22 protein-coding genes are annotated in these 22,351 nt (G+C 63.5%); 15 read left to right on the forward strand and 7 right to left on the reverse strand.

The genetic code is table 11. The features are described 5' to 3' along the window. Positions 1 to 130 precede the first annotated feature (130 nt). Entirely contained in the window at positions 131 to 1,750 is a 1,620-nt protein-coding gene (locus PMM47T1_RS11350; protein ID WP_008368721.1) for a diguanylate cyclase, read from the reverse strand. Between the two features lie 275 nt (positions 1,751 to 2,025). Between PMM47T1_RS11350 and PMM47T1_RS11355 the strand changes: the two genes are divergently transcribed. The 5 genes from PMM47T1_RS11355 (at position 2,026) to PMM47T1_RS11375 (ending at position 7,243) form a co-directional block, all read left to right on the forward strand. Further along, on the forward strand, positions 2,026 to 3,108 hold the full coding sequence (locus tag PMM47T1_RS11355) for a DUF2333 family protein (protein WP_008368723.1): 1,083 nt from the start codon (positions 2,026 to 2,028) through the stop codon (positions 3,106 to 3,108). A 3-nt stretch (positions 3,109 to 3,111) separates the two neighbouring features. Next, on the forward strand, positions 3,112 to 3,642 hold the full coding sequence (locus PMM47T1_RS11360) for an NUDIX hydrolase (RefSeq protein WP_008368725.1): 531 nt from the start codon (positions 3,112 to 3,114) through the stop codon (positions 3,640 to 3,642). A 319-nt stretch (positions 3,643 to 3,961) separates the two neighbouring features. Then, positions 3,962 to 4,333 (forward strand): translation initiation factor Sui1, encoded by a 372-nt coding sequence (locus PMM47T1_RS11365; RefSeq protein WP_008368727.1) that lies wholly within the window; start codon positions 3,962 to 3,964, stop codon positions 4,331 to 4,333. Between the two features lie 139 nt (positions 4,334 to 4,472). Then, a complete protein-coding gene (speA, locus tag PMM47T1_RS11370) occupies positions 4,473 to 6,386 on the forward strand; it encodes an arginine decarboxylase (RefSeq protein WP_008368729.1) in 1,914 nt (637 codons plus the stop codon). A gap of 5 nt (positions 6,387 to 6,391) precedes the next feature. After that, entirely contained in the window at positions 6,392 to 7,243 is an 852-nt protein-coding gene (locus PMM47T1_RS11375; RefSeq protein WP_008368731.1) for an alpha/beta hydrolase, read from the forward strand. A 117-nt stretch (positions 7,244 to 7,360) separates the two neighbouring features. Here the strand turns inward: PMM47T1_RS11375 and PMM47T1_RS11380 are convergent, their stop codons facing one another. The 4 genes from PMM47T1_RS11380 to PMM47T1_RS11395 form a co-directional block, all read right to left on the reverse strand. Continuing rightward, on the reverse strand, positions 7,361 to 8,707 hold the full coding sequence (locus PMM47T1_RS11380) for an MATE family efflux transporter (RefSeq protein ID WP_008368732.1): 1,347 nt from the start codon (positions 8,705 to 8,707) through the stop codon (positions 7,361 to 7,363). 39 nt (positions 8,708 to 8,746) lie between these two features. After that, on the reverse strand, positions 8,747 to 9,040 hold the full coding sequence (locus PMM47T1_RS11385; RefSeq protein WP_008368734.1) for a hypothetical protein: 294 nt from the start codon (positions 9,038 to 9,040) through the stop codon (positions 8,747 to 8,749). Between the two features lie 243 nt (positions 9,041 to 9,283). After that, positions 9,284 to 9,697 carry a response regulator gene (locus tag PMM47T1_RS11390; protein WP_043300927.1) on the reverse strand — a complete coding sequence of 138 codons (414 nt, stop codon included), beginning with the start codon at positions 9,695 to 9,697 and terminating at the stop codon, positions 9,284 to 9,286. A 75-nt stretch (positions 9,698 to 9,772) separates the two neighbouring features. Then, positions 9,773 to 9,976 (reverse strand): Flp family type IVb pilin, encoded by a 204-nt coding sequence (locus PMM47T1_RS11395; RefSeq protein ID WP_008368740.1) that lies wholly within the window; start codon positions 9,974 to 9,976, stop codon positions 9,773 to 9,775. A gap of 323 nt (positions 9,977 to 10,299) precedes the next feature. On the opposite strand from PMM47T1_RS11395, the gene cpaB reads away from it, so the two are divergent. From cpaB to PMM47T1_RS11435, 8 genes are read left to right on the forward strand one after another with little or no spacing between them, the layout of a single operon-like run. Then, entirely contained in the window at positions 10,300 to 11,238 is a 939-nt protein-coding gene (cpaB, locus tag PMM47T1_RS11400) for a Flp pilus assembly protein CpaB (protein ID WP_008368742.1), read from the forward strand. A gap of 20 nt (positions 11,239 to 11,258) precedes the next feature. Then, positions 11,259 to 12,497, forward strand: a complete 1,239-nt coding sequence (locus PMM47T1_RS11405; RefSeq protein WP_008368745.1) for a type II and III secretion system protein family protein — start codon at positions 11,259 to 11,261, stop codon at positions 12,495 to 12,497. After that, the gene (locus PMM47T1_RS11410; protein WP_008368747.1) at positions 12,494 to 13,684 is read left to right on the forward strand and encodes an AAA family ATPase; all 1,191 of its coding nucleotides are present in this window, start codon (positions 12,494 to 12,496) and stop codon (positions 13,682 to 13,684) included. The genes PMM47T1_RS11405 and PMM47T1_RS11410 overlap by 4 nt, the downstream gene beginning before the upstream one ends. Then, complete coding sequence (locus PMM47T1_RS11415) at positions 13,681 to 14,949, forward strand: CpaF family protein (RefSeq protein ID WP_008368749.1); 1,269 nt, start codon at positions 13,681 to 13,683, stop codon at positions 14,947 to 14,949. The genes PMM47T1_RS11410 and PMM47T1_RS11415 overlap by 4 nt, the downstream gene beginning before the upstream one ends. A gap of 13 nt (positions 14,950 to 14,962) precedes the next feature. Continuing rightward, positions 14,963 to 15,847, forward strand: a complete 885-nt coding sequence (locus tag PMM47T1_RS11420; RefSeq protein ID WP_008368750.1) for a type II secretion system F family protein — start codon at positions 14,963 to 14,965, stop codon at positions 15,845 to 15,847. Beyond that, positions 15,847 to 16,731: a type II secretion system F family protein gene (locus tag PMM47T1_RS11425; protein WP_008368752.1), complete on the forward strand. Its 885-nt coding sequence runs from the start codon at positions 15,847 to 15,849 to the stop codon at positions 16,729 to 16,731. Before PMM47T1_RS11420 ends, PMM47T1_RS11425 begins: the two co-directional genes overlap by 1 nt. Before the next feature lie 22 nt (positions 16,732 to 16,753). Continuing rightward, positions 16,754 to 17,455 (forward strand): tetratricopeptide repeat protein, encoded by a 702-nt coding sequence (locus PMM47T1_RS11430; RefSeq protein WP_008368754.1) that lies wholly within the window; start codon positions 16,754 to 16,756, stop codon positions 17,453 to 17,455. Positions 17,456 to 17,467: 12 nt separating this feature from the next. Beyond that, entirely contained in the window at positions 17,468 to 17,728 is a 261-nt protein-coding gene (locus PMM47T1_RS11435; RefSeq protein WP_008368756.1) for a DUF3613 domain-containing protein, read from the forward strand. A 3-nt stretch (positions 17,729 to 17,731) separates the two neighbouring features. Here PMM47T1_RS11435 and PMM47T1_RS11440 read toward each other — a convergent pair whose 3' ends face one another. Further along, positions 17,732 to 18,514: a response regulator transcription factor gene (locus PMM47T1_RS11440; RefSeq protein ID WP_008368758.1), complete on the reverse strand. Its 783-nt coding sequence runs from the start codon at positions 18,512 to 18,514 to the stop codon at positions 17,732 to 17,734. 135 nt (positions 18,515 to 18,649) lie between these two features. Then, the gene (locus tag PMM47T1_RS11445) at positions 18,650 to 19,120 is read right to left on the reverse strand and encodes a prepilin peptidase (RefSeq protein WP_008368760.1); all 471 of its coding nucleotides are present in this window, start codon (positions 19,118 to 19,120) and stop codon (positions 18,650 to 18,652) included. Between the two features lie 74 nt (positions 19,121 to 19,194). Here PMM47T1_RS11445 and PMM47T1_RS11450 point away from each other — a divergent pair, with 74 nt between their 5' ends. Continuing rightward, positions 19,195 to 19,644, forward strand: a complete 450-nt coding sequence (locus PMM47T1_RS11450) for a TadE/TadG family type IV pilus assembly protein (RefSeq protein WP_043300928.1) — start codon at positions 19,195 to 19,197, stop codon at positions 19,642 to 19,644. Beyond that, positions 19,641 to 22,343, forward strand: a complete 2,703-nt coding sequence (locus PMM47T1_RS11455; RefSeq protein ID WP_008368764.1) for a PAS domain-containing sensor histidine kinase — start codon at positions 19,641 to 19,643, stop codon at positions 22,341 to 22,343. The genes PMM47T1_RS11450 and PMM47T1_RS11455 overlap by 4 nt, the downstream gene beginning before the upstream one ends. Positions 22,344 to 22,351 lie beyond the last annotated feature (8 nt).

Consider the following 22,351-nt stretch of genomic DNA (forward strand, 5'->3'; position numbering starts at 1 on the left):
TCCTTCAGTCGCCCGAGGCGCCCAAATCCCGTCCGCACTGCCGCAGGCTGCGAAGGCCCGTACCGTGGGCCCGCAGTTGGCATGACACCGCTGAAGGCCCTGCGAACCTTTTCGCCGCCTGGCGGCAGCTCTACGGGTGATCGCTTGTCTGGATACGGTTTCGCCCTGCGCCCTTGGCGAGGTACAGCGCCTCGTCGGCCTGGGCGGCCATGCTCAGGCTGTCACTGCTTTCGCTCATCTGCACCACGCCGGCGCTGAAGGTGCAGCGCAGGTCGTGGGGCTGGGCGGGGTAGTGGATCTCGGCGAAGCGCTGGCGAATTTCGTCCAGCACGTCATGGGCCGCGTGGATATCGGTGTCGGGCATGACAATGGCGAATTCTTCGCCGCCATAGCGGCCAATGAAGTCGGTCTTGCGCAGGCGCTGCTTGAGGAACAGCGCCAGGCTCTTGATCACGCGGTCGCCCATGGGGTGGCCGTGGCTGTCGTTGACCTTCTTGAAGTGGTCGATGTCGAGCATGGCGAAGCTTAGCGGCTTGCCTTCGCGGCGGGCGCGAAAGGCGCAGTCTTCCAGCAGTTGCAGGATGTGCGTGTGGTTGTACAGCCCGGTGAGGCTGTCGCGCACCATGCGTGACTTGAGGTTGCGCGCCCGAGAGGCGCGGTTGCGCACCGTGGTGATCAGGTGCCGCGAGCGGATGGGCTTGGTCAGGAAGTCGTCACCGCCCTCGCTCATAGCGTCCAGCTGCTTGTCCAGGTCGTCTTCGGCCGACAGGTAAATGATCGGCACGCTCACGTAGCGGTCGTTGTGGCGAATGACCTTGGCCAGTTCCGTGCCCGTGCACGCTGGCATATACATATCCAGGATGATCAGGTCGGGCTGAAAGTCGGCCAGTTCGGCCATGGTGCCAATCGGGTCGATCAGGGTGCGGGTGACGATACCGGCGCCGTTTAGCAGGCGCTCGGTGTGCATCGCCTGGGCCCGCGAGTCGTCGATGATCAGTACCTTGAACGGTTCGTACTGGGCCACGCAGGTCAGCGCTTCGATCTTCTCCAACAGGCTGGAGGCTTCCAGCGCACCGGTCAGGAACTCCTGCCCGCCGGCGCGCACGGCCGCCAGGCGGGTGGGAGTGTCGGTTTCGTGCAGGCTGAAAAACAGCAGCGGCAAGCGCGGGTCCTGGCCTTCCTGGGCCGCGGCGGCCAGTTGCAGGCCAACGCCGCAGCCGCCGAAATCAACGTCCATGACGATGGCGGCGGGCTGGCGTTCCAGCAAAGACGCCTGAAAAGCCGCCACGCTGTCCAGCGCCTGGGCGTACAGCCCGAAAAACTCCAGCTGCATGGCCAGGCGCTCGCCGCGCTCGGCGTCCTGTAACAACACGTAGACGGGTTTGCGCAACGGGGGCAGGGGCGTCTGGTCGAGCTCGTCGCCGTGGCGCAGGCCGGTGCGCGACAAGCGCTGCATCAGGCGGTTGAGCTCATTGATCAGCTCACTGCTCAGGCGCCCGCGGTTGTCTTCCACCGCCAGCAGTACCTGGTTCAGGTTGCGGGCGATCACCGTGTGTTCAGGCTGCTCGAACCGTTCGGCGAAGCGCAGCAGCCGCAAGTTGGCCTCGTTGAGTTCGCACAGGTCTTCGGCAGACCACTCACTGCGCTGCAGCCGCTGCCATGTCTCCAGGATGTGGCGGGCCTGGTAAATGACGCGCTGGGCGAAGTGGTGCTTGAGGCGCTCTCGGCTGGGATCGTCTGGTTCGGTCATATCCTGACTACTTGTTAGGTGATGCTGCGACTCGATAGTGGCTCTATGCTAGCACCACTTTGCTTTCACGCGACTGTCATGGAACAAATAACCCTGTAACGTGTGTATTCATTTCATGACCTATTGGTCGCTTATGCCTGCGGCGCCGCTTGATTTATAGTGCAGGCCAGGATCGACAACCCCGCAGCGCCTCGGACCCCGGTTTGAGGCGCGCTGGCACGATGCGCGGGGCTTGCGGTCGAACCCTTGAATTCAGTGATTGAAAGGATATAGCCATGCTGGACTGGAAGAACCGCACAGGCAAAGGCGCACCCCGCGAGCCCGCCGACAGCAAGGGCCCTGCCAAGGACCGGCCGCGCAGCTACCTGGGTGGCTTGCTGGTCAGCCGGGCATTGCTGTCGGTGGTAGGCCTGTACCTGGTGGTCACCGGCCTGCTGGGCTGGTACTGGAGCGAAGAGCCGGCGTTGTTCCCGGTGCAGCAGCACGCCCAGGAAGCGGCAGCGCGCGAGGGCCACAAGATGGTGGTCGGCTACACCACCGTCGAAACCCTCAAGACCGTGGCCGGCACGCTGCTTAACAAGCCCGGTGGCTATATTTCCAACGACCGTTTTCCGCCAGGCCTGTGGATGGACAACATGCCCAGCTGGGAATACGGCGTGCTGGTGCAGGTGCGTGACCTGACCCGCGCCATGCGCAAGGACTTTGCCCGCTCCCAGTCCCAGTCGGCTGAAGATGCGGACCTGGTGCGTGCCGAGCCGAAGTTCAACTTCGACAACAAGAGCTGGATCTGGCCGTCCAGCGAGTCCGAGTTCCAGGACGGCATCAATTCCCTGAGCCGCTACCAGGCACGCCTGTCCGACCCGAACCAGACGGGTGCGCTGTTCTACCCGCGCGCCGACAACCTCAACAACTGGCTGGGTGACGTGGCCACGCGCCTGGGCTCGCTGTCCCAGCGCCTGTCCGCCAGCGTTGGCCGGGTGAAGCTCAACACCACGTCGAAAACCGAGACCGTGGTGCCAGGCCAGGCGCCGCAGCTTGAGGAAGAGATTGTCGAAACCCCGTGGATGCAGATCGATAACGTGTTCTATGAAGCACGTGGCCAGGCGTGGGCGTTGTCGCACATGCTGCGGGCCATCGAGGTCGACTTCGCCGACGTGCTGGCCAAGAAGAACGCCACCGTCAGCGTGCGCCAGATCATCCGTGAGCTGGAGGCTTCCCAGGAGCCGGTATGGAGCCCCATGATCCTCAATGGCAGCGGCTTCGGCATCCTGGCCAACCACTCGCTGGTCATGGCCAACTACATTTCGCGCGCCAACGCGGCGGTTATCGACCTTCGTCAACTGCTGTCCCAGGGGTGACGGATGTCGTACTCCGATAAAGAAGCGGCGCACCGCGCCGCCTCTGACGCCGAAGCCATTGCCTGGGTGGACGAGCAGGATCACGTGCTGGGCGCCTTGCCGCGCCAGCAGTTGCGCGACCGTGGCCTGATTGGCCGAGCCACCTTCATCCTGTTGTTCAACTCGGCGGGCGAGCTGTGCGTGCACCGCCGAACCCTGAGCAAGGCCGTGTACCCCGGTTATTGGGACGTGGCGGCGGGCGGCATGGTCAGCGCCGGTGAAAGCTACGAAGACTCGGCGGCCCGCGAGCTGGCCGAAGAGCTGGGTGTGTCGGGCGTAGTCCTGGCCGCCCATGGTCATTTCTTTTTCGACGAACCCTGCAACCGCGCTTGGTGCTCGGTGTTTTCCGCCGTGTGGGACGGGCTATTGAACGTGCAGCCCGAAGAGGTGATGGAAGCAGTGTTCATGCCGGTGGCGCAGGCGCTGGCCGAAAGTGAAACCCGGCCCTATTGCCCCGATTCGCTGATGGCACTTCAGTTGTACTTGAGCCCATAGCTCCGTGGGAGCGGGCTTGCGCGTCAGGCGGCGAAAAGCACGCCGCGTGAATCCTGGCACTGCGCGGTGGCCTTTTCCCAAGTAGAACCCGCCCCCACGGAACATTGCGATTGGTACAAAATGAAACGTCGCGAATCCTGTGCAAAATGCCGCTTTTTTGCACTTAGCAATCCTTGCATTTGCCGTTACACTGCGCGACCTTTTCAAGCTTCGGCCATCCCCATGGCCGCAGTAGCGCTGCCCCTGCCTGAGTGGGGCTTCGCGGTCGGAACCGCCCCGTGCGCCGGCCAGTTTTTTCGTCCTCACAAGAGGATTGCCAGTGGCCAAAAAAGCCGCATCATTCGCCGCACTCGGCGGCCTGGTGTTCTCCACCGATGCAGGTCGGCATTGCCCGGACTGTCGTCAACCCGTAGATGCCTGCACCTGCAAGCAGAACGTCATCCCCGAAGGTGACGGCATTGCCCGTGTGCGTCGTGAAAGCAAGGGCCGGGGCGGCAAGACGGTGACCACCATCACCGGCGTCCCGCTGGCGCCAGACGACCTCAAGGAACTGGCCACCACCCTTAAGCGCCGCTGCGGTACGGGCGGTGCGCTGAAGGACGGTGTCATTGAAATCCAGGGCGACCACGTCGAGCTGCTGCTTGCCGAACTGGTCAAACAGGGTTTCAAGGCCAGGAAGTCCGGCGGCTGAACAGCTCCACGCCTAGCCATTTCTAAACTTGATGGTGCCAGTAGGGTCTACCCTGCACTGGCAGGTAACCGTCATCTTCGCTTATTACACTGCACCGGCCGAATGACCGGTGGATTCTGACTTTTTATAGGGGACTTCAATGTCCGTACGACGCACACGCAAAGACGATGGCAGCCAATGGACAGTTGCGGACAGCCGCAGCGTTTATGGCATTCGCCATTGGGGGGCCGGTTATTTCGCGATCAACGAGGCCGGGCGCGTGGAAGTGCGTCCCAATGGGCCGAAAAGCGCGCCTATCGACTTGTTCGAACAGGTGGATGAACTGCGCAAAAGCGGCCTGTCGCTGCCTTTGCTGGTCCGCTTCCCGGACATCCTGCAAGACCGCGTGCGCCAGCTGACCGGTGCTTTCGATGCCAACATCGAGCGCCTGGAATACCAGAGCAAGTACACCGCGCTGTACCCCATCAAAGTGAACCAGCAGGAAGCGGTGGTGGAAAACATCATCGCCACCCAGGACGTCTCCATCGGCCTTGAAGCCGGCTCCAAGCCCGAGCTGCTGGCCGTGCTGGCCCTGGCGCCGAAAGGCGGCACCATCGTCTGCAACGGCTACAAGGACCGCGAGTTCATCCGCCTGGCGCTGATGGGCCAGAAGCTGGGCCACAACGTCTTCATCGTCATCGAGAAAGAGTCGGAAGTGGCGCTGGTGATCGAAGAGGCCGCCGAGCTCAAGGTCACGCCGCAGGTAGGCCTGCGCGTGCGCCTGTCGTCCCTGGCGTCCAGCAAATGGGCCGACACGGGGGGCGAGAAATCCAAGTTCGGCCTGTCGGCTGCCCAGTTGATCTCGGTGGTGGAGCGCTTCCGCGCCGCCGGCCTGGACGACGGCATTCGCCTGCTGCACTTCCACATGGGCTCGCAGATCGCCAACCTGGCCGACTACCAGCACGGCTTCAAGGAAGCCATCCGCTATTACGGCGAGCTGCGCGCACTGGGCCTGCCGGTGGATCACATCGACGTGGGCGGCGGCCTGGGCGTGGACTACGACGGTACCCACTCGCGCAACGCCAGCTCCATCAACTACGACATGGATGACTACGCCGGTGTAGTAGTGGGCATGCTCAAGGAGTTCTGTGACGCCCAGGGGCTGCCGCACCCGCACATTTTCTCCGAGAGCGGTCGCTCGCTGACCGCCCACCACGCCATGCTGGTGGTGCAGGTGACGGACGTCGAGAAGCACAACGACGAAGTGCCGGAGATCCAGGACAAGGAAAACCTGCCTGAAACCGTTCAGTGGCTGGTGGACCTGCTGGGCCCGACCGACATCGAGATGGTCACCGAGACCTACTGGCGCGCCACTCACTACATGAGCGATGTGGCCACCCAGTACGCCGACGGCAAAATCACCCTGGCCCAGAAGGCCCTGGCTGAGCAGTGCTACTTTGCCGTGTGCCGTCGCCTGCACAACTCGCTGAAGGCGCGTCAGCGTTCGCACCGCATGGTACTGGACGAACTGAACGACAAGTTGGCCGACAAGTACATCTGCAACTTCTCGGTGTTCCAGAGCCTGCCCGACACCTGGGCCATCGGCCAGGTACTGCCGATCCTGCCGCTGCATCGCCTGGACGAAGAACCCATGCGCCGCGCGGTGCTGCAAGACCTGACCTGCGACAGCGACGGCAAGATCAAGCAGTACGTGGACGAGCAGAGCATCGAGACCAGCTTGCCCGTGCACTCGGTGAATGAAGGCGAGGACTATTTGCTGGGTATCTTCCTGGTGGGCGCCTACCAGGAAATCCTGGGTGACATGCACAACCTGTTCGGTGACACCGACTCGGTGAACATCTACCAGAACGCCGACGGCAGCTGCTACAGCGCCGGCATTGAAACCCATGACACCATCGAGGACATGCTGCGCTATGTGCACTTGTCGCCCGAAGAGCTGATGAACCACTACCGTGACAAAGTGGCCAGCGCCAAGATCAGCCCGCGTGAACGTACTCAGTACCTGGACGCGCTGCGCCTGGGCCTGACCCGTTCCTCGTACCTGTCGTCGTGATCTAGATGAAGGGACTGCTGGCAGTCCTGGGTGGGGTAGTGCTGGCCGCGCTTGCGGCCTGCTCGCCCCTCAAGGTGGTCGATCGCCTCACGCCCACCGACAGCTACCGGCTGACCGCGGGGGTGGCCTACGGCAACGACCCGCGCCAGCAGCTGGATATCTACCAGCCCTTGAAACCACTGCCGGATCATCCGGTGGTGGTTTTTTTCTATGGGGGCACCTGGAACAGTGGCTCGCGCCAGCAATACCGCTTTGTCGGCGAGGCGCTGGCCTCGCGGGGCATTCTGGCGGTGGTGGCCGACTACCGACTTTATCCACAGGTGCGCTACCCGGATTTCCTCAAGGACAACGCTTCGGCGCTGGCCTGGACCTACCGGCATATCGAGCCTTATGGCGGCAACCTCAAGCGGCTGTTCGTGATGGGGCACAGTTCGGGGGCCTACAACGCGGCGATGATGGCGCTGGACCCGCGCTGGCTGGCGACCGAAGGCCTTACCCCGGCCATTCTGCATGGCTGGATAGGGCTGGCCGGGCCGTATGACTTCCTGCCCATCGAAAACCCCGAGGCCAAGCCGGTGTTCTTCTCGCCCCATGAACCACCCGACTCGCAACCCATCAACCACCTGAGCGCCGGGGCTCCGCCCGCGCTGCTGATCGCGGCCAACAGCGACAGCCTCGTCAACCCCACCCGCAACACCCGGCACTTGGCGTTGCGCTTGCGCGAGCTGGGCGTGCCGGTGCAGGACTTCTACTACGACCGCATCAACCACGTTACCTTGGTGGGTAGCCTGGCAAAGCCCTTGCGCTGGATGGCGCCAGTGCTGCCCGATATCGTCGGTTTTGTCAGCCAACCCTGAAACTCCCTGCCCACCTGCGGGAGCGGGCTCTGCCCGCGAAATTCGCACTGCGGATTGCCTTGGACACCGCGATGCATTCTTCGTGGGCAGAGCCCACTCCCACATCGAGACCATTGCCTACGAGGTGGTGTTAAACCACCCATCGCGCTTTTGCAGGCGCCAGCCCACCACACCCAGCGTCACCGCCCGCAGTGCCATGAACAGCAGAAAACTTATCCACAGCCCATGGTTGCCCAGCGCCATGGTCAATACCCCCACCGGCACCATCAATACCACGCTCAGCAACATCGCATTGCGCATTTCCCGCGCCCGCGTGGCGCCGATGAACAGCCCGTCCAGCAGGTAGCTCCACACCGCAATCAGCGGCAACACCGCCAGATACGGCAGGTACTGATCGGCCGTTGCACGTACGCTGGGGATGTTGGTCTGGGCGGCAATGAACAGGTGCCCGGCAAACAGAAATAGCAACGCAAAGGCCACGCTGGCCAACAATGACCAGCCACAGGCCACCGTCATGGAACGGCGTAACTCGTCACGCTTGCCGGCACCAATGGCATGCCCACACAGGGCCTCCACGGCATGTGCCAAGCCGTCCAGGGCATAGGCGGTCACCATCAGGCCGTTGAGCAACAGCGCGTTGGCCGCCACCGTGGCATCGCCCAGCCGCGCGCCCTGCACGGTGATCAGGAAGAACACCAGTTGCAGGGCCAGGCTGCGCAGGAAGATGTCGCGGTTCACCACCAGCATCGGCTTCCAGTTTTGCCACACCTTCAACGCCGCCCAGGCCACGTGGCCTGGGTAGGCCCGCAAGGAAGGGCGGGTCAGGGCCAGGCCGATCAGCACCGACAGCCACTCCGACAGCACCGAAGCCCAGGCCGAGCCGATCACGCCGCCATTCAGGCCAATCACGAACCACAGGTTGAGGATGATGTTGGTGATGTTGGTCACCAGCAGTATCACCAGCGGCGCGCGGGCGTTCTGGGTGCCCAGGAACCAGCCCACCAGCGCATAGCTGGCCAGCGCCCCGGGCAGCCCCAACAGGCGTACCTGGAAGAAATCCCGGGTGCTTTGTTCCAGGGCCGCCGAGGGTTGCATCAGGCTCAGGGCCAAGTGGCTGAAGGGCAGGGCAATGGCCCACAGCAACAGCGAGAACAGCATGGCCAGGATCAAGCCCTGGGCCAGCACCTGGCGCAACCCGGCGCCGTCGTTGCGCCCGGCCGCCTGGGCGGCAAAGCCCGTGGCGCCCATGCGCAGGAAACCCATGGCCCAGGCCAGAAACCCATACAGGCTGGCGCCCACCGCCACGGCGCCCAACTGGTGGGCATGGGGCAGGTGGCCGATAACGGTGCTGTCCACCAGCGCCACCAGCGGCACGGAAATATTGGAAAGTATCATCGGCGCGGCCAGTGCCCATACCCGACGATGGGTGGGGCGGTCGCGCCAGTCGTTCAGCAGTGTGCTCATGCAGGCTCCTTGCGAGCCCGCCATGCTACCTGATTGCCGTCAGTGAATGATCCAGCTGAGCAGCCACAGGCCCAGTATCAGCCAGATCACGCCCAGGAAAATCGAAGCGCGCATGAACGCGCGCAGCGCCGAATACAGAAACATCAGGCCGATGACCAAGGCGATGATGCTGATCAGTGACGCATTCATCCCCAACGTACGGGACAGCCCATCGACGAAATTGCCACCGGCGTGGGCCAGCAGGTTGAACAGCCAGCTGAGGCTGTCCACCACAAACCGAATGATCGCCCCTAGCGCCTGGCCGAGCCATTCGAAAAAACCATCTGCGTGCATGTGTGCTTCCCGATCGAATACCGGCCATGTGCCGGCTGAGCCTTGGGCACGGCCATTGGCGCCGAGTTCCCTGCTACATCGTACCTGCTGGCGCAATGTGTATCACGGGGATTTGATTGGAGATGATTTTGTGGGAACAACTGTCTTTATGTGGGAGCGAGCTCTGCCCGCGAAAGGGCCAATGCGACGCGTCAGGGACCTCTCGGTGTGGCCTTCGCGGGCAGAGCCCGCTCCCACGTACCCTCAATGACCGACCAGGTGGATTTTCGGTTCGGGGAACAGGTTGTTCAGGGTTTCCAGCAGCCGCACGTGGTAGATGGGCTTGCGGAACAGGTCCAGCACCTGCAGGCGCAGCATGTCGCTGACGTCCTCCATGTCGGCGTGGCCCGAGGTGACGATCACCGGCAAGTGCTGGCGCGAGGTGTGTTCGCGCAGGCGCTTGATCAGCGACATGCCGCTTTCCTCCGGCATGCGCAGGTCGGTGATGACAAGGGCGATGTCGGGGTGGCGGGTAAGGTGGTGCAGAGCGAGCTTGACTGAGGTGGCCGTGAAGCATGAGAAGCCCTCGCCCTCCAGCAGCTCGGCGAGCTCCAGGAGTGCATCCTCTTCGTCGTCCACCAGAAGCAGTTGTTGGCGTGGGGGAGGAGAAGGGCTCATAGGAAATACCTGATACCGGGTAAAATCATGGAATAACGGCCGCTCAATCCGCTGGGTAAAAATCAGTGTAGAGCATCAGGAACTGGCTGCCGGCAGTGCAGCCTGAATTTTGGTAAAGATCGCGGATATCCCGTTCTGGATCGAACTGCTGAATCCAATGATGATCACGGCCACCATCGCGGCGATGATCGCGTATTCGATACCCGATGCACCCTCGGTCTCTTTTATGAACTGCTCGACCTTGAGTTGTGCCAGAACGAAGAACTTGATAAGGGACATGCGAACCTCTCCTTAAGCGCAGGGTAAGCGCTGCTACCCCAGAATTTGCGACGTAGTTCCCTTCTACCTCAGCATCGACAACAACCTGACGCCCCACAACTGTAAGAAAGCATTATCACTAAAGTGATAGTCAGCCTGCGCGCGTCAACAAGTCGTTGTTTTTTCAACCCGCCATCGTTTGCGCGCATTTTGTTCAGGCCAGTAATGGCGTTTCGTCCTAGCTCTACTACCTTGAAATAGCAAAATAGTTTCACGCACTTAACACCTGCACATGGCCAGGCTTCGGATAGCTGACGGTAAACAAGGCATAGGGAGGCGCCCCGATGAGCAGTCGATTGACCATGATCCTGGCGGGCCTGTTTCTGCTCGGGGCCTTGGTAGCCGGGTATTGGGGCATAGTCCTGAGCAAGCCCGCAGCCCCGGCTCCGGTGCCCGTGGTTGTAGAGCCAGCAGCACCCGTGGAACAGAAAACCGCCGCCGCCCCCGTGCCTGACCTGATGCAGACCGTGGTGGTGCTGGCCCACGACATCAGCCCCAACACTGCGCTGGTGGCCTCCGACCTGACCCTGGAAAAGGTGCGCATCGCGCCGCCTGGCAGTTTCTCAACAGCCGACAAGGCCCTGGGCCGCAGCACCTGGCGTGCGCTGCCGGCGGGCACTTGGTTGAGCGAGGACGCCTTCAGCATCGGCGGCCCCTTGGCGCGCATGATCCACCCTGACGAACGGGCCTTGGCCGTGGCGGTGGATGAGGTGATCGGTGCCGCCGGTCAATTCACCCCGGGCGACTACGTGGATGTGATGCTGTACTTGCGTCAGGACCAGAGCAATCCGCTGGCTTCCGCCCAGGTGGTGGTGCCGGCCGTGCGAGTGCTGAGCATTGGCGATCAGGTAGGCCTGGCCAACGACGGCCATCCGGCGGTGCCGGGCAGTGTCGATGACAAGAATCGCCGTTCCGCCCGTACCGTGGTGTTGGCCGTGCCTCAGGGCCTGGTCAGCCGGCTGATGCTGGCAGCCACGTCCGGCACCCTGCGCCTGGCCGTGCGCAGCGCCGAGGAAAATCGCCTGGCGCATTATTGGGCCGGGCAGGAGGGCGCCGGGCAGGCGGTGGAAAATACCAATCGCCAGTTGTTGCAGTTCAACCAACTGGCCATGAGCAACGGTGCCCCGCAGCATGCCGAACCGGGTGCCGCCCCGGCACGGCGCGGCATGGAAGTGATCCGCGGCAACCAGGTTAACAACCAAGCCAACGCGCAAACGCCCTGAATACAGCAAGGATGCCTTGAATGAGCTGTCGTACCGTGCCGGTTTTCCAGCGATTGATCTACAGCGTGCTGCTGGCGGGGGTATGTGCGCCGGCCGTGCAGGCGGCGTCGGCCGGCTGTGCGCAATTGAGCGCGTTGCCTGGCGTTTTTGAAGTCACCCAAGGCCTGCAGAACGAACTGCACAGCCCGGTGGCCATTACCCGCGTGGCCATCGGCGACCCGAAAATCGCCGACGTGCACCCCACGGGTGACAGCGGCTTCCTGCTGACCGGCGTGGCCCAGGGCACCACCAGCCTGATGGTGTGGACTGCGTGTTCCACGTCGCCGCGCCAGAGCATGGTCTTTGTGCGCGGCGCTGCCACGGCTGGGCTTGATGCCCACGGCGGGCCGCCCTCGACCGACCCGGACCTGCCCAGCCAGGTGCAGACCGACATCCGCTTCGTCGAGGTCAGCCGCACCAAGCTCAAGGAAGCCAGCACCTCGATCATCGGCAGGAACGGCAATTTCCTCTTCGGTTCGCCCAATACCGTCAGCGGCACCGTAGGGCCCGGCGGTATCGGTTCCGCCGCCGCTGCCGCAACCTTGGGCAGCAGCACCTTCAACATCGCCTTTGGCGGCGGCAAGGTACTGGGCCTGATCAATGCGCTGGAAAGCAGCGGCTTCGCCTACACCCTGGCGCGCCCCAGCCTGGTGGCGTTGAGCGGCCAGAGCGCCAGTTTCCTCGCCGGTGGCGAGGTGCCGATTCCGGTGCCCAGCAGTGGCAGCGACAACATTTCCATCGAGTACAAGCAGTTCGGTATTCGCCTGACGCTGACGCCCACGGTGGTCAGCGGCGATCGCATTTCCCTCAAGGTGGCCCCCGAGGTCAGCGAACTGGACTACAGCGGCGGCATCACCATTGCCGGTACCACGGTGCCGGCGCTCAACGTGCGGCGCACCGACACCAGCGTGTCCCTGGCCGATGGCGAGAGCTTCGTCATCAGCGGCCTGATCAGCAACAAGACGATCTCCGACGTCAGCAAGTTTCCCGGCCTGGGCGATATCCCGATTCTCGGGGCGTTTTTCCGCAGCTCCTCAGTGAGCCGCGAAGAGAAGGAATTGCTCATGGTGGTTACCCCGCACCTGGTCAAACCGCTGGCCGCCGATGCGCGCCTGCCGAACCTGCCGGGTGAAAACCTGCGCAATTACGATCCCAACTGGTACAGGATGTACTTCCTCGAAAATGGCAATTTCGACCGCATGAGTGGGCTGTCCAAATGAGCCAGAGCCTGAGCCAGACCTTTCTCGCCATCACCCGCAACGACGGCGACCTGGAATGGTTGCAGGGCGCGCTGGCGCCCCTCGGGCAGGTAGTGGGCGCTGCCAGCGGCAGCCTGGATGAATTGCTGGCGCTGGTTGACGTGACCTTCGCCAGCCTGGTGTTCATTGGCCTGGACCGCGACCAGGTGGGCAACCAGTGTGCGCTGATCGAGGGCGCCCTGGAGGCCAAGCCGATGCTGGCGGTGGTGGCCTTGGGCGACGGCATGGACAACCAGCTGGTGCTCAATGCCATGCGCGCCGGTGCCCGCGACTTCGTCGCCTATGGTTCGCGGTCCAGCGAGGTGGCCGGCCTGGTGCGGCGCTTGAGCAAACGCCTGCCGCCGGTGGCCAGCAACCCCAACCTGGGTGGCCTGACCGTGCTGTACGGGGCGCAGTCGGACGGCGATGGTGCCTTGCTGGCGGCACATCTGGGGCTGGTGGTGCACCGCAGCAAACAGCACACCCTGCTGCTGGACCTGGGCTTGCCCCATGGCGCCAGCCTGGCGATGCTCAACCTGGAGGCCACCTTTCACTTCGGTGATGCGCTGCGCAACCTGCGGCGCCTGGACGCCACCATGATCGACAGCGCCTTCCCGCGCTCGCCGTCGGGCATGAGCATCCTGGCCTACGGCGAAAAAGACGACGCCCTGGGAAACACCAGCGCCGCCGAGTTGTACATGCTGCTCAGCGCCTTGCGCCAACACTTCCAGCACATCGTCGTGAACCTCATGGGCCAGCCCGACAGCGAGGCCCTGCGTACGTTCGTCAGCCACTGCGACAAGCTGCTGTGGTACACCGACCAGAGCGTGGTGGAGTGCCGGCGCAACCTGGCGGTGCTGAACCTGTGGCGGGAAAAAGGCATGAAACTGCAGCACGCGCGGCTGCTGGTGGACCGCTACCTGCGCTCGGTGGCGCCGGACTCCGACGCCCTGGGCAAAAGCTACGGGCTGCCGGTGCTGTCGGTGCTGCCGTTCAGCCCCGAGATCCGCATGAATGCCAAGAACCAGGGCATCAGCCTGTTCGAGCTTGCGCCTCGGGAAACCCTGACCAACGGCCTCAAGGCCCTGGGCGAACGGCTGGCCAAGCGCTCTGAAAGCGTCAAGCCGCCGGGCCCCGGCTGGTTCAACCGGCTATGGAGCAAGGAATGAGCGAGAAACTGTTCGGCGGCCCGCGCGGCCAGGGCGCCAGTGGTGATCCCCAAGGCCTGAAACTGGTGCTGCACCGCTTCATAATCGATGCCATCGAAGAGTCCGGCAAGAACTTGCTGGAAGGCTCGCGCGCCTCGCTGGCGCAGTTCGTCATGGACAAGGTGGGCGACTACATTGCCCGCCGCCACCTGGCGGTATCGCGCTACGAAATGGAGCGTCTGGCCGAAGAATTGGTGGACGAACTCACCGGCTTCGGCCCGCTGGAAGTGTTGCTGCGCGACCCCAGCGTGACAGAGATCCTGGTCAACGGCCCACACCGGGTGTTCGTCGAGCGTCAGGGCGTGCTGCACCACACCGACTTGCGTTTTATCGATGCGCACCACGTGGAGCGGGTCATGCAACGCATCCTCGCGCCTTTGGGCCGGCGGCTGGACGAGTCGTCGCCGATGGTGGATGCGCGCCTGCCCGACGGCAGTCGGGTCAACGCCATCATCCCGCCCATCGCGCTGGACGGGCCGTGCCTGTCGATTCGTAAATTTCGCAAGGACATGCTCAAAAGCGCCGACCTGATGGCCACCCAGACCATCGACCAGGCCATCTACGACTTCATCCAGGAAGCAGTGGGCAAGCGCTGCAACATCCTGGTCAGCGGTGGTACCGGCACCGGCAAGACCACGTTGCTGAATATTCTCAGCCAGTTGATCAGCCCCCAAGAGCGCCTGGTTACCATCGAAGACGTGGCCGAATTGCAACTGGACCACCCCCACGTGGTACGCCTGGAAACCCGCCCGCCCAACGCCGAAGGCCATGGCGAAGTGAAGGCCGCCGACCTGATTCGCAACGCCCTGCGGATGCGCCCCGACCGCATCATCCTGGGCGAGATTCGCGGTGTGGAAGTGGTGGATGTGCTGACTGCCATGAACACCGGCCACGACGGCTCCATGAGCACCGTGCACGCCAACAACGCCCAGGACGCCCTGTTGCGCCTCGAAACTCTGGTGGGCCTGACCGGCCGTACCGTGGCCGAGAAAACCCTGCGGCAAATGATCTGCGCAGCGTTGGACGTGGTGATCCAGCTCACCCGCCGCCCCGACGGCCGCCGCTGTGTCAGCGAAGTGGTAGAGGTGGTGGGCGTGCGTGAGGACGTGTACGTGACCAACACCTTATTCCGCCTGGACCGTCAGACCGGCTATGGCTTCGTGCGCGAAGCCGTCAACCCGGCGGGCGAGAAACTGCGCCGCGACATTCACAGCCACGTGTATTGAGCAGGGGCGCAGCATGGTCGGGGCAATTGTGATGGGCCTGCTCAGCCTTGGCATGCTGGGGCTGTCGGTGCGCTTTTTCTTCACCGGGTTGCGGCGTACCGGCGACAAGCGCGTGCTTGAACGCCTGGGCCAGGGCCAGGCAACGGTGGCCAGTGATAAACCGTTGATGCGCTGGCTGGAACGGCGATTTCTGCGTGCCGGGCTGGGGCGGCCCAATGACCACATCGGTATATTCATCGCGATATGGGCGGTGCTGGCCGTGGTCGGTGCGTTTGCCGGCGACTGGTTTGGCGTTCTGCTGATGCTGGTGGTACCGCCGCTGGCGCTGCGCTTTTACGTCAGCTGGCGCTACCGGCGGCGCGTGCAGCGCATGATTGCGCAACTGCCGTCATTGCTGGACTACACCGTGCGCAGCCTGAAGTCCGGACGCACCCTGGCCGACGCGGTGTTGGGAGCCATGCAAGCCAGCAATGACCCCCTGCGTGAAGCCATGGCCAGGGTTGAACGCAATGTACGCTTGGGCGTCAGCCTGGACCAGGCGGTGGAGGACTTCGCCGAACTGTACGAACGTGACGAATTTCGCCTGTTTGCCCTGGGGCTGCGCATCAACCAGCGCTTTGGCGGCAATGCCAGCGAACTGCTGGAAAACCTGATCAAGCTGATCCGCGAGCGCGAGCAGGGCGCGCGGCAGCTGGCGGCCATGACCGGGGAGACGCGCATGACCGCCATGGTACTGGCCGGCCTGCCGGCGGCGCTGGCCGGGTATTTTTTGATCACCAACCCCAACTACCTGACCAAGATGTGGCATGACCCCAGCGGGCAGCACCTGCTGATTGCCGCCATTGTCTTGCAGGCTTGCGGTTGCCTGGCGCTGTGGCGCATGTTGAGGAGTATCTGATGGCCATGTTGCTCAGTGCACTGCTGTTACTGCTGGCCGCTGGCATGTTAGGCAACCAGTACCTGGTGCAGCGTCGTCGCGGGCGCCTGGTAGACCGGCGTCTGCGCGGCGAAGCCGATGTCGACCCGCGAATCGGCGGTTGGTGGCAGCGCGTAGGCGATAGCCGCCTTGGCCAGCGTGCGGTCAGCCTGGACAGCGAGACCCAGGCGCTGCTGGACCGTATCGGCTGGCGCAAGGCCAGTCAGCGCTCGCAGTTTGCCGCGTGGCAAGTGGGCACTCCGCTGGTGGTGCTGGTGCTGGCGTGGAGCCTTCAGACAATGTTTTTTCTGCCGCTGCAGCATGAAGTGGTCGCGCCTTTGTGCGCCATGGGGCTGGGCTACATCCTGCCCAAGCGGGTACTGGCCTGGGCTGCCGAGCGGCGCAAGCAGCAAGTGGCGCGAGAGGTGTCGACCTTTATCCCGCTGCTGCGCATTCTTTTCGAGTCCGGCTTGGCGGTGGAACAGGCGCTACGGGTGCTGACTACCCAATCCCAGAGCCTGTTGCCGGTGCTCACGGCTGAACTGCGCACCGTGCTTGGCCGCGTCGACTCGGGGCTCGAACTGGGCGAGCAGCTCGACTACGCCTCGCGCTTGCTGGCCGTCGACGAGTTCACCGACACCTGCGTGATCCTACGCCAATTGATCAACCAGGGCGGCGGTGCCATGAAGTCGCTGCTGTCGCTGAAACAACTGCTGGATGACCGTCGCCTGACCACCTTGCAGGAATACATTTCCAAGCTGTCGGGGAAAATGTCCGCGGTGATGATGGTATTCCTGTTCCCGGCATTGTTGATCGTACTCGCCGGTCCCGGGCTGATGGCAATCTCGCGGGCCTTTGGCAAATGACCCCGTTATCGGAGCCTCACGGATGAAAACACTGCTTCTGGCAACCCTGCTGCTGGCCCTCAGCGGTTGCGCCGCCGATGGCCGTCTCGACTGGCAGGCGCTGAACCCCGCGCCCGGCCAGTGCCCCAAACCCACGCCGGAACAGGAACTGTCCCTGAGCCTGGCCGATGACATGGCCAACGACGGCCGCCTGCACGCCAGCCTGGCCAACCTGGAAGGCTTGCCGGACAATCTGGTGCAAGTGCGCCTGCGCAAGGCGCGGGTGCTGCGCCAACTGGGGCGTAACGAAGCCGAGCCGCTGTACCGCGGCCTGCTGGGCACCTGCATGGCCGCCGAAGGCGAACATGGCCTGGGCCAGCTGGCGGCTGCGCGGGGCGACAACGGCCTGGCCATGAGCCATTTGCAGCGCGCCGCGCGGCTGGCGCCCACCGACGACAAGATCCGCAACGACCTGGGCGTGGTTTATCTCAATCAGCTGCGCATGGACGATGCCCGCTTCGAATTCCTCACCGCCATGGAGCTCAAGCAGTCCGACAACCTGGCGGCGGCGAACATGGTCACCCTGCTGATCTACCAGGACAACTGGAAGCAGGCAGCCGACCTGGTCACTCGCGCCAACCTGACCCCCGAGCAGGTCAGCGATGCACAGGCGCGTGCCGACAAACTCAAGAACGGCGGCAAGGTGGTGGCCACCATCGACACGCCGGCAATGCCGGTGAAATAGGCAGGAGGCAGTATGCACATCAAGGCATGGACGTTATTGCTGGCGCTGGGCGCAAGCCCGGCCTGGGCCATCGACCCGGGGCCTTCGTCGGCGCCGCAGAAGGGCACCGAGCAGTGGCTGCAATTGCAGAGCAGCGGCCAGGCGGCATCGCGCAACTCGCAGGCGACCACGGCGGTGGAGCACGAGGCGGCGATGCAGCGTTGGCTGGACAGCTACAAGCTGAAGATTCCCCAGTGGTACAAGGACGACGACTCCGGGCAAATCAGCAAATAAGCCCTATTGGGCGCTGGCTCGCTGGCGCTGGCCACCCTGGTTGGGTGCCAGGGCCAGGGCCAGTTGGGTACGGTTGTGCATGTGGGTAAGGCGCAGCACCTGGCTCACATACAACTTCACGGTGTTTTCGGTAATGCCCAGTTCGCAGGCGATCTGGTAGTTGGTCTGGCCCTTGCCCACCAGTTGCGCCACGGCCATCTGCCGCGGTGACAGGTTGTTGAAGGCGGCGGGCAGGGTCTGGCTGTCGCTCTCGGCCGCAGGGGCTGGCTGGGCAGGCTCGCGGGCGGGGCGGCGCACCAGATCGAGGTCGTGGTACAGGTTGTCGATGGAGTCGGCCAGGTACTGCAGCTTCTCGTTCAAATGGCCCAGCGGGTCGTGGGTTTTCAAGCGTTCGAGCAAGGTGGCCTCGTGGCGCTGAAGGCCTTCGAGCAGCTCGGTCAGGTCCACCGGCTTCTGGTAGTAGTCTACAAAGCCTTCGCGCAGGGCCTTGATCACGTCCTGCTTGTCGGCGCGGCCGGTCATCATGATCGGTTCGAACGGACGGTGCTTGCCGGCCACGCGCTTGAGTTCCTGAACCAGTTCGATACCGTCCAGGCCGGGCATGTGCAAATCGCACAGCACCAAACCGATGTCCAGGTCCTGTTTGAACTGTTCCAGCGCCTGTCGGCTGGTGAACGCCGGCACGCAGCCGAAGCCATTGCCTTGCAGGAACTCACAGAGTTCTTCGACAATCGCCGGCTGATCGTCGACGACCAGCACTTTGACCGATGAGACGGGCTTGTTCACGCGCAACTCCCTGCTGGCAACCTGATGGATCGGTCGTGTCCCTGAGCGGCAGATGGCACATGATGGCCATCTGCGCATTTGATTGAAGGTAGCTGTACTTTGTAACTAAGTACATAGAGGGAGTGATCTGTCTGATCAATGGATCCAAACTAGCGATGCCAGAAAGCCCGCCAGCAGGAACGGCACGAACGGTGGTTTCACGGCAGGGTCGGGTTGCAGGTTTTGCAGGCGCTTGCGCAGCTTGGGGCTCAGTTGCTTCCAGACCCGGGGGCCCAGCAGCATCCAGGCGATCATGCTAACGCCTGCACCGATGAAGGTGCCCAGCACGTGCATGCGGTCGGTGGCCAGGGCAAGCGCCCACAACAACTTGACGTCACCGCCCCCCAGTCGCCCGGTCACGTAGCCGGGCAGTGTCAATACCATGGCGATGGCCAGTGCCAGGCCAGCTTCCTCAACGCTGCCGCCCAGCCACGTATGGCCACTGTAAAACAGGAAAAACAGCGCAAACAGGGCTCCGCCCAAAGTCAGTCCGTTGGCAATCTGCCGCTGGCGGATGTCCTGTTCGGCGCATAGGGTGAACCAGATCAGGAGTACTAGGCTTGGCATCCGGTAAAAAACGTCCCTTTTCGTCGAATGATTCTATGCTCTAACACAGGTGTACTGTCAGGGTAGACGCGATCATGCAAGCAGGCCTCCCCCATAAGCAAAAAGGTGCAGCGGCGATAGAGTTCGCGCTGGTGTTCATCATCTTTTTCGCAGTGTTCTATGGGGTGGTTGCCTACAGCCTGCCGCTGCTGATGGTGCAGTCGTTCAATGAAGCCAGTGCCGAAGGGGTGCGTCAGGCGGTGGCCGTGGACCCCACGACGTCGGGCACTGGCTACACAGCCCTGGTGAAATCAACTGCCATCGGGGCGGCAAGCAAGGCGCTGGCCTGGTTGCCGACCTCGCTCAATTTTTCTTCCGCCTACATCACGGCTGACTATCTCGGTGCCGGTAAGCAACTGACCGTCACGATCACTTACCCCACCAGCAACATCAACAATGTCCTGCCGTTTCTGGTATTGCCGGGTGTCGGCCAGGTACCCAATTTGCCGGCCAACCTCACCGTCTCGTCGAGCCTGCTACTTTGAGCGCCGGCGAAAAGCTGTTCGGCCGCTGGCGCTCACAACCAGCCAATCCGCTGCCGGTGGCCCTGGAAGTGGCGCCGCAAGTGAGCAGCGGCCTGCAACTGTTACTCGACCCCACCGGCCAGGTGCTGCGGCTCAGCGGCCCATTACGCCATCAGTTGGCAACCCCGGCCACCGCTGATCGCCGCCTGGCGGGCTACCTGACGCCCAACAGCCGGGTGGTGGTGGAAGGCGAACCGGCCGATTGGCAGGGGCAGACCCTGGACTTGGACTTCGTCGGCATCGATGGCACTGTGCACACCCGTGGCTGGGCGCAGCACCAGGCCGAGGGCTGGGTGCTTCAAGTATTCGACGTGGGCGACCTGCTGGTGGAGCGTGGCCAACAGCACGACCGCAGCCAGTTCCAGCGGCTGCTGGCCGACATGGCCGAGCGCTTGCGCCTGACCAGCCTGCAACGCCTGGACGAGGTGGTGGCCGAGCAACTGCATGGCATCGCCAGCCAATGCCAGTTGCCCGGTGTGGCCATGCTGCTGCGCGATGTGGAAGGGGGCCAATGGCGGGTGTTCGCCGATTGGCTGCGCCCCGGCGACCTGACGCTATGGCCGGGCGAAACCCGTGTGAACCGCAACCTGGCCGGCCTGGACAGCCACGGGTTGCTCGACACCGACCTGCTGGCCCCTGCGGTTGGCTGCCTGGTGCCCTACCGCGAAAACCAGGGGGTGGCCGCCTGGCTGTTATGCGCGCTGCCGCCCGGTGGCGTGCCGCCGGCGCTGCGCGAGCAGGGCACCTCCCTGTTCGCCGCGCTGATGGGCCCTGTGTTGGCGCGGCTGGCCGAGCGTGACCATCGCCATCAGCTTGAACGCCTGGAAACCCTGCAAGGGTTGATGGGCACCGGCTGGTGGGAGTTCTTTCCCGAGCGTGACAGCCTGCAACTGGCACCGGGCCTGGCCGAGGCGCTGGGCACCGAGCAGCAATTAGCGCTGCAGGATTGGCTGGCCTTGATTCACCCCGCCGACCGTGTCGAATTGCAAAGCCGCCTGCGGGACGTGCAGCGCGGTCACGAATTGATGCTCAGCGTGCGCCTGCATAACCTCGACACGCCGGTGTGGTACCGCATTCAGGGCAAGGTGCTGGACGGCGACCGCATCCGCCGCGTGGTGGGCATGATGCTCGACATCAGCGACATCAAGAACCAGCAACAACAGGCCGCCGCCGCCCACAAGCGCCTGGACAACGTGATTGCCAGCTCGCCAGCGGTGATCTACGTGCAGCGCTACGCCGAAGGCGCGCTGCAACCGTCATTCTTCAGCGACAGCCTGCGACCCCTGCTGGGCTGGACCCTGGAAGACTGCCAGGACGGCGAGCTGGCCCAATGGGTGCACCCCGACGACCGCGACGGCTACTTCCAGCGCACCCGCCAGTTGCTGCGCGAAGGCGCGGTGCGCAGCCGCTACCGCCTGCGTGACAAGCAGGGCAATTACCACTGGCTGCTGGACGAGGCGCGCCTGCTGCGTGATGACCTGGGCATGCCGGTGGAAGCCGTGGGCCTGTGGCTGGACGTGACCGAAGCCACCGCCGCCTCGGAGCTGGTGCGCCAGAGCGAAGAGCGCTATCGCATCCTGGTGGAAGACTCGCCCGCCATGATCTGCCGCTACCGCCCCGACTTGACCCTGACCTTTGGCAATCAGCCGCTGGCCCGCTACCTGGAGTGCACCACCGAGCAACTGCCGGGTATCAACCTTGGTAACTGGCTGTCTGGCGAGCAGCGGGAGGCATTCCTGCTGCGCCTGGCCACACTTACTCCGCAACAGCCGGTCAGCGCTGCCGAAATCAATCTGCAACTGCCCGGGCGCGAGCATGCCTGGTGGGTGTGGTCGGACCGCGGCGTGTTTGACGAGCGCGGCCAGCTTATCGAGATCCAGGCCGTGGGCCGCGACAACACCGAAGTGCGGCGCACCCAGCAACAGCTGACCCAAAGCGCGAAAATGGCCACCCTGGGCGAAATGGCCACCGGCCTTGCCCACGAGATCAACCAGCCGCTGAACGTGATGCGCATGGCCATCGTCAACGTGCTCAAGCGCCTGGGCAACGGCGACGTGCAGATCGACTATTTGCAGGACAAGCTCAACCGCATCGACGCCCAAGTGCAGCGTGCCGCGCGGGTGGTGGACCACATGCGGGTGTTCGGCCGCCGCTCGGAAATCGAGATGCAATTGTTCAACCCCAAGGTGGCGGTGGAGGGCACCTTGTCACTGTTGTCCGAGGGCATGAAAGGCAAGGGCGTGGAATTGCGCGTGCCGGCAATGACCCTGGATGTGCAGGTGCGCGGGCATGTGGACCAGCTTGAGCAGGTGCTGATCAACCTGATGGTCAATGCCCGGGATGCGCTGTTGTCCAAGCGTGAAGGCAATCGTGAGCTGGAACCGTGGATCGAGACCACGGGCGAATCGGATGACGAGAAGGTTCGCTTGTATGTGCAGGACAACGGCGGCGGCATTCCTCCCAGGTTGCTGGAGAAAATCTTCGAGCCGTTCTTCACCACCAAACCGGTGGGAGTGGGTACCGGGCTGGGGTTGTCGGTGAGCTACGGCATCATCGAAAACATGGGTGGGCGCTTGAGCGTGGTCAACACCGAGGAAGGTGCGCGCTTCTGCATTGAACTGCCCATTGCCCATCCCGAATTGGAAGCCTCGACCCCGTAGTCGCTGCG

The organism is Pseudomonas sp. M47T1, from assembly GCF_000263855.1.
Lineage (GTDB): Bacteria > Pseudomonadota > Gammaproteobacteria > Pseudomonadales > Pseudomonadaceae > Aquipseudomonas.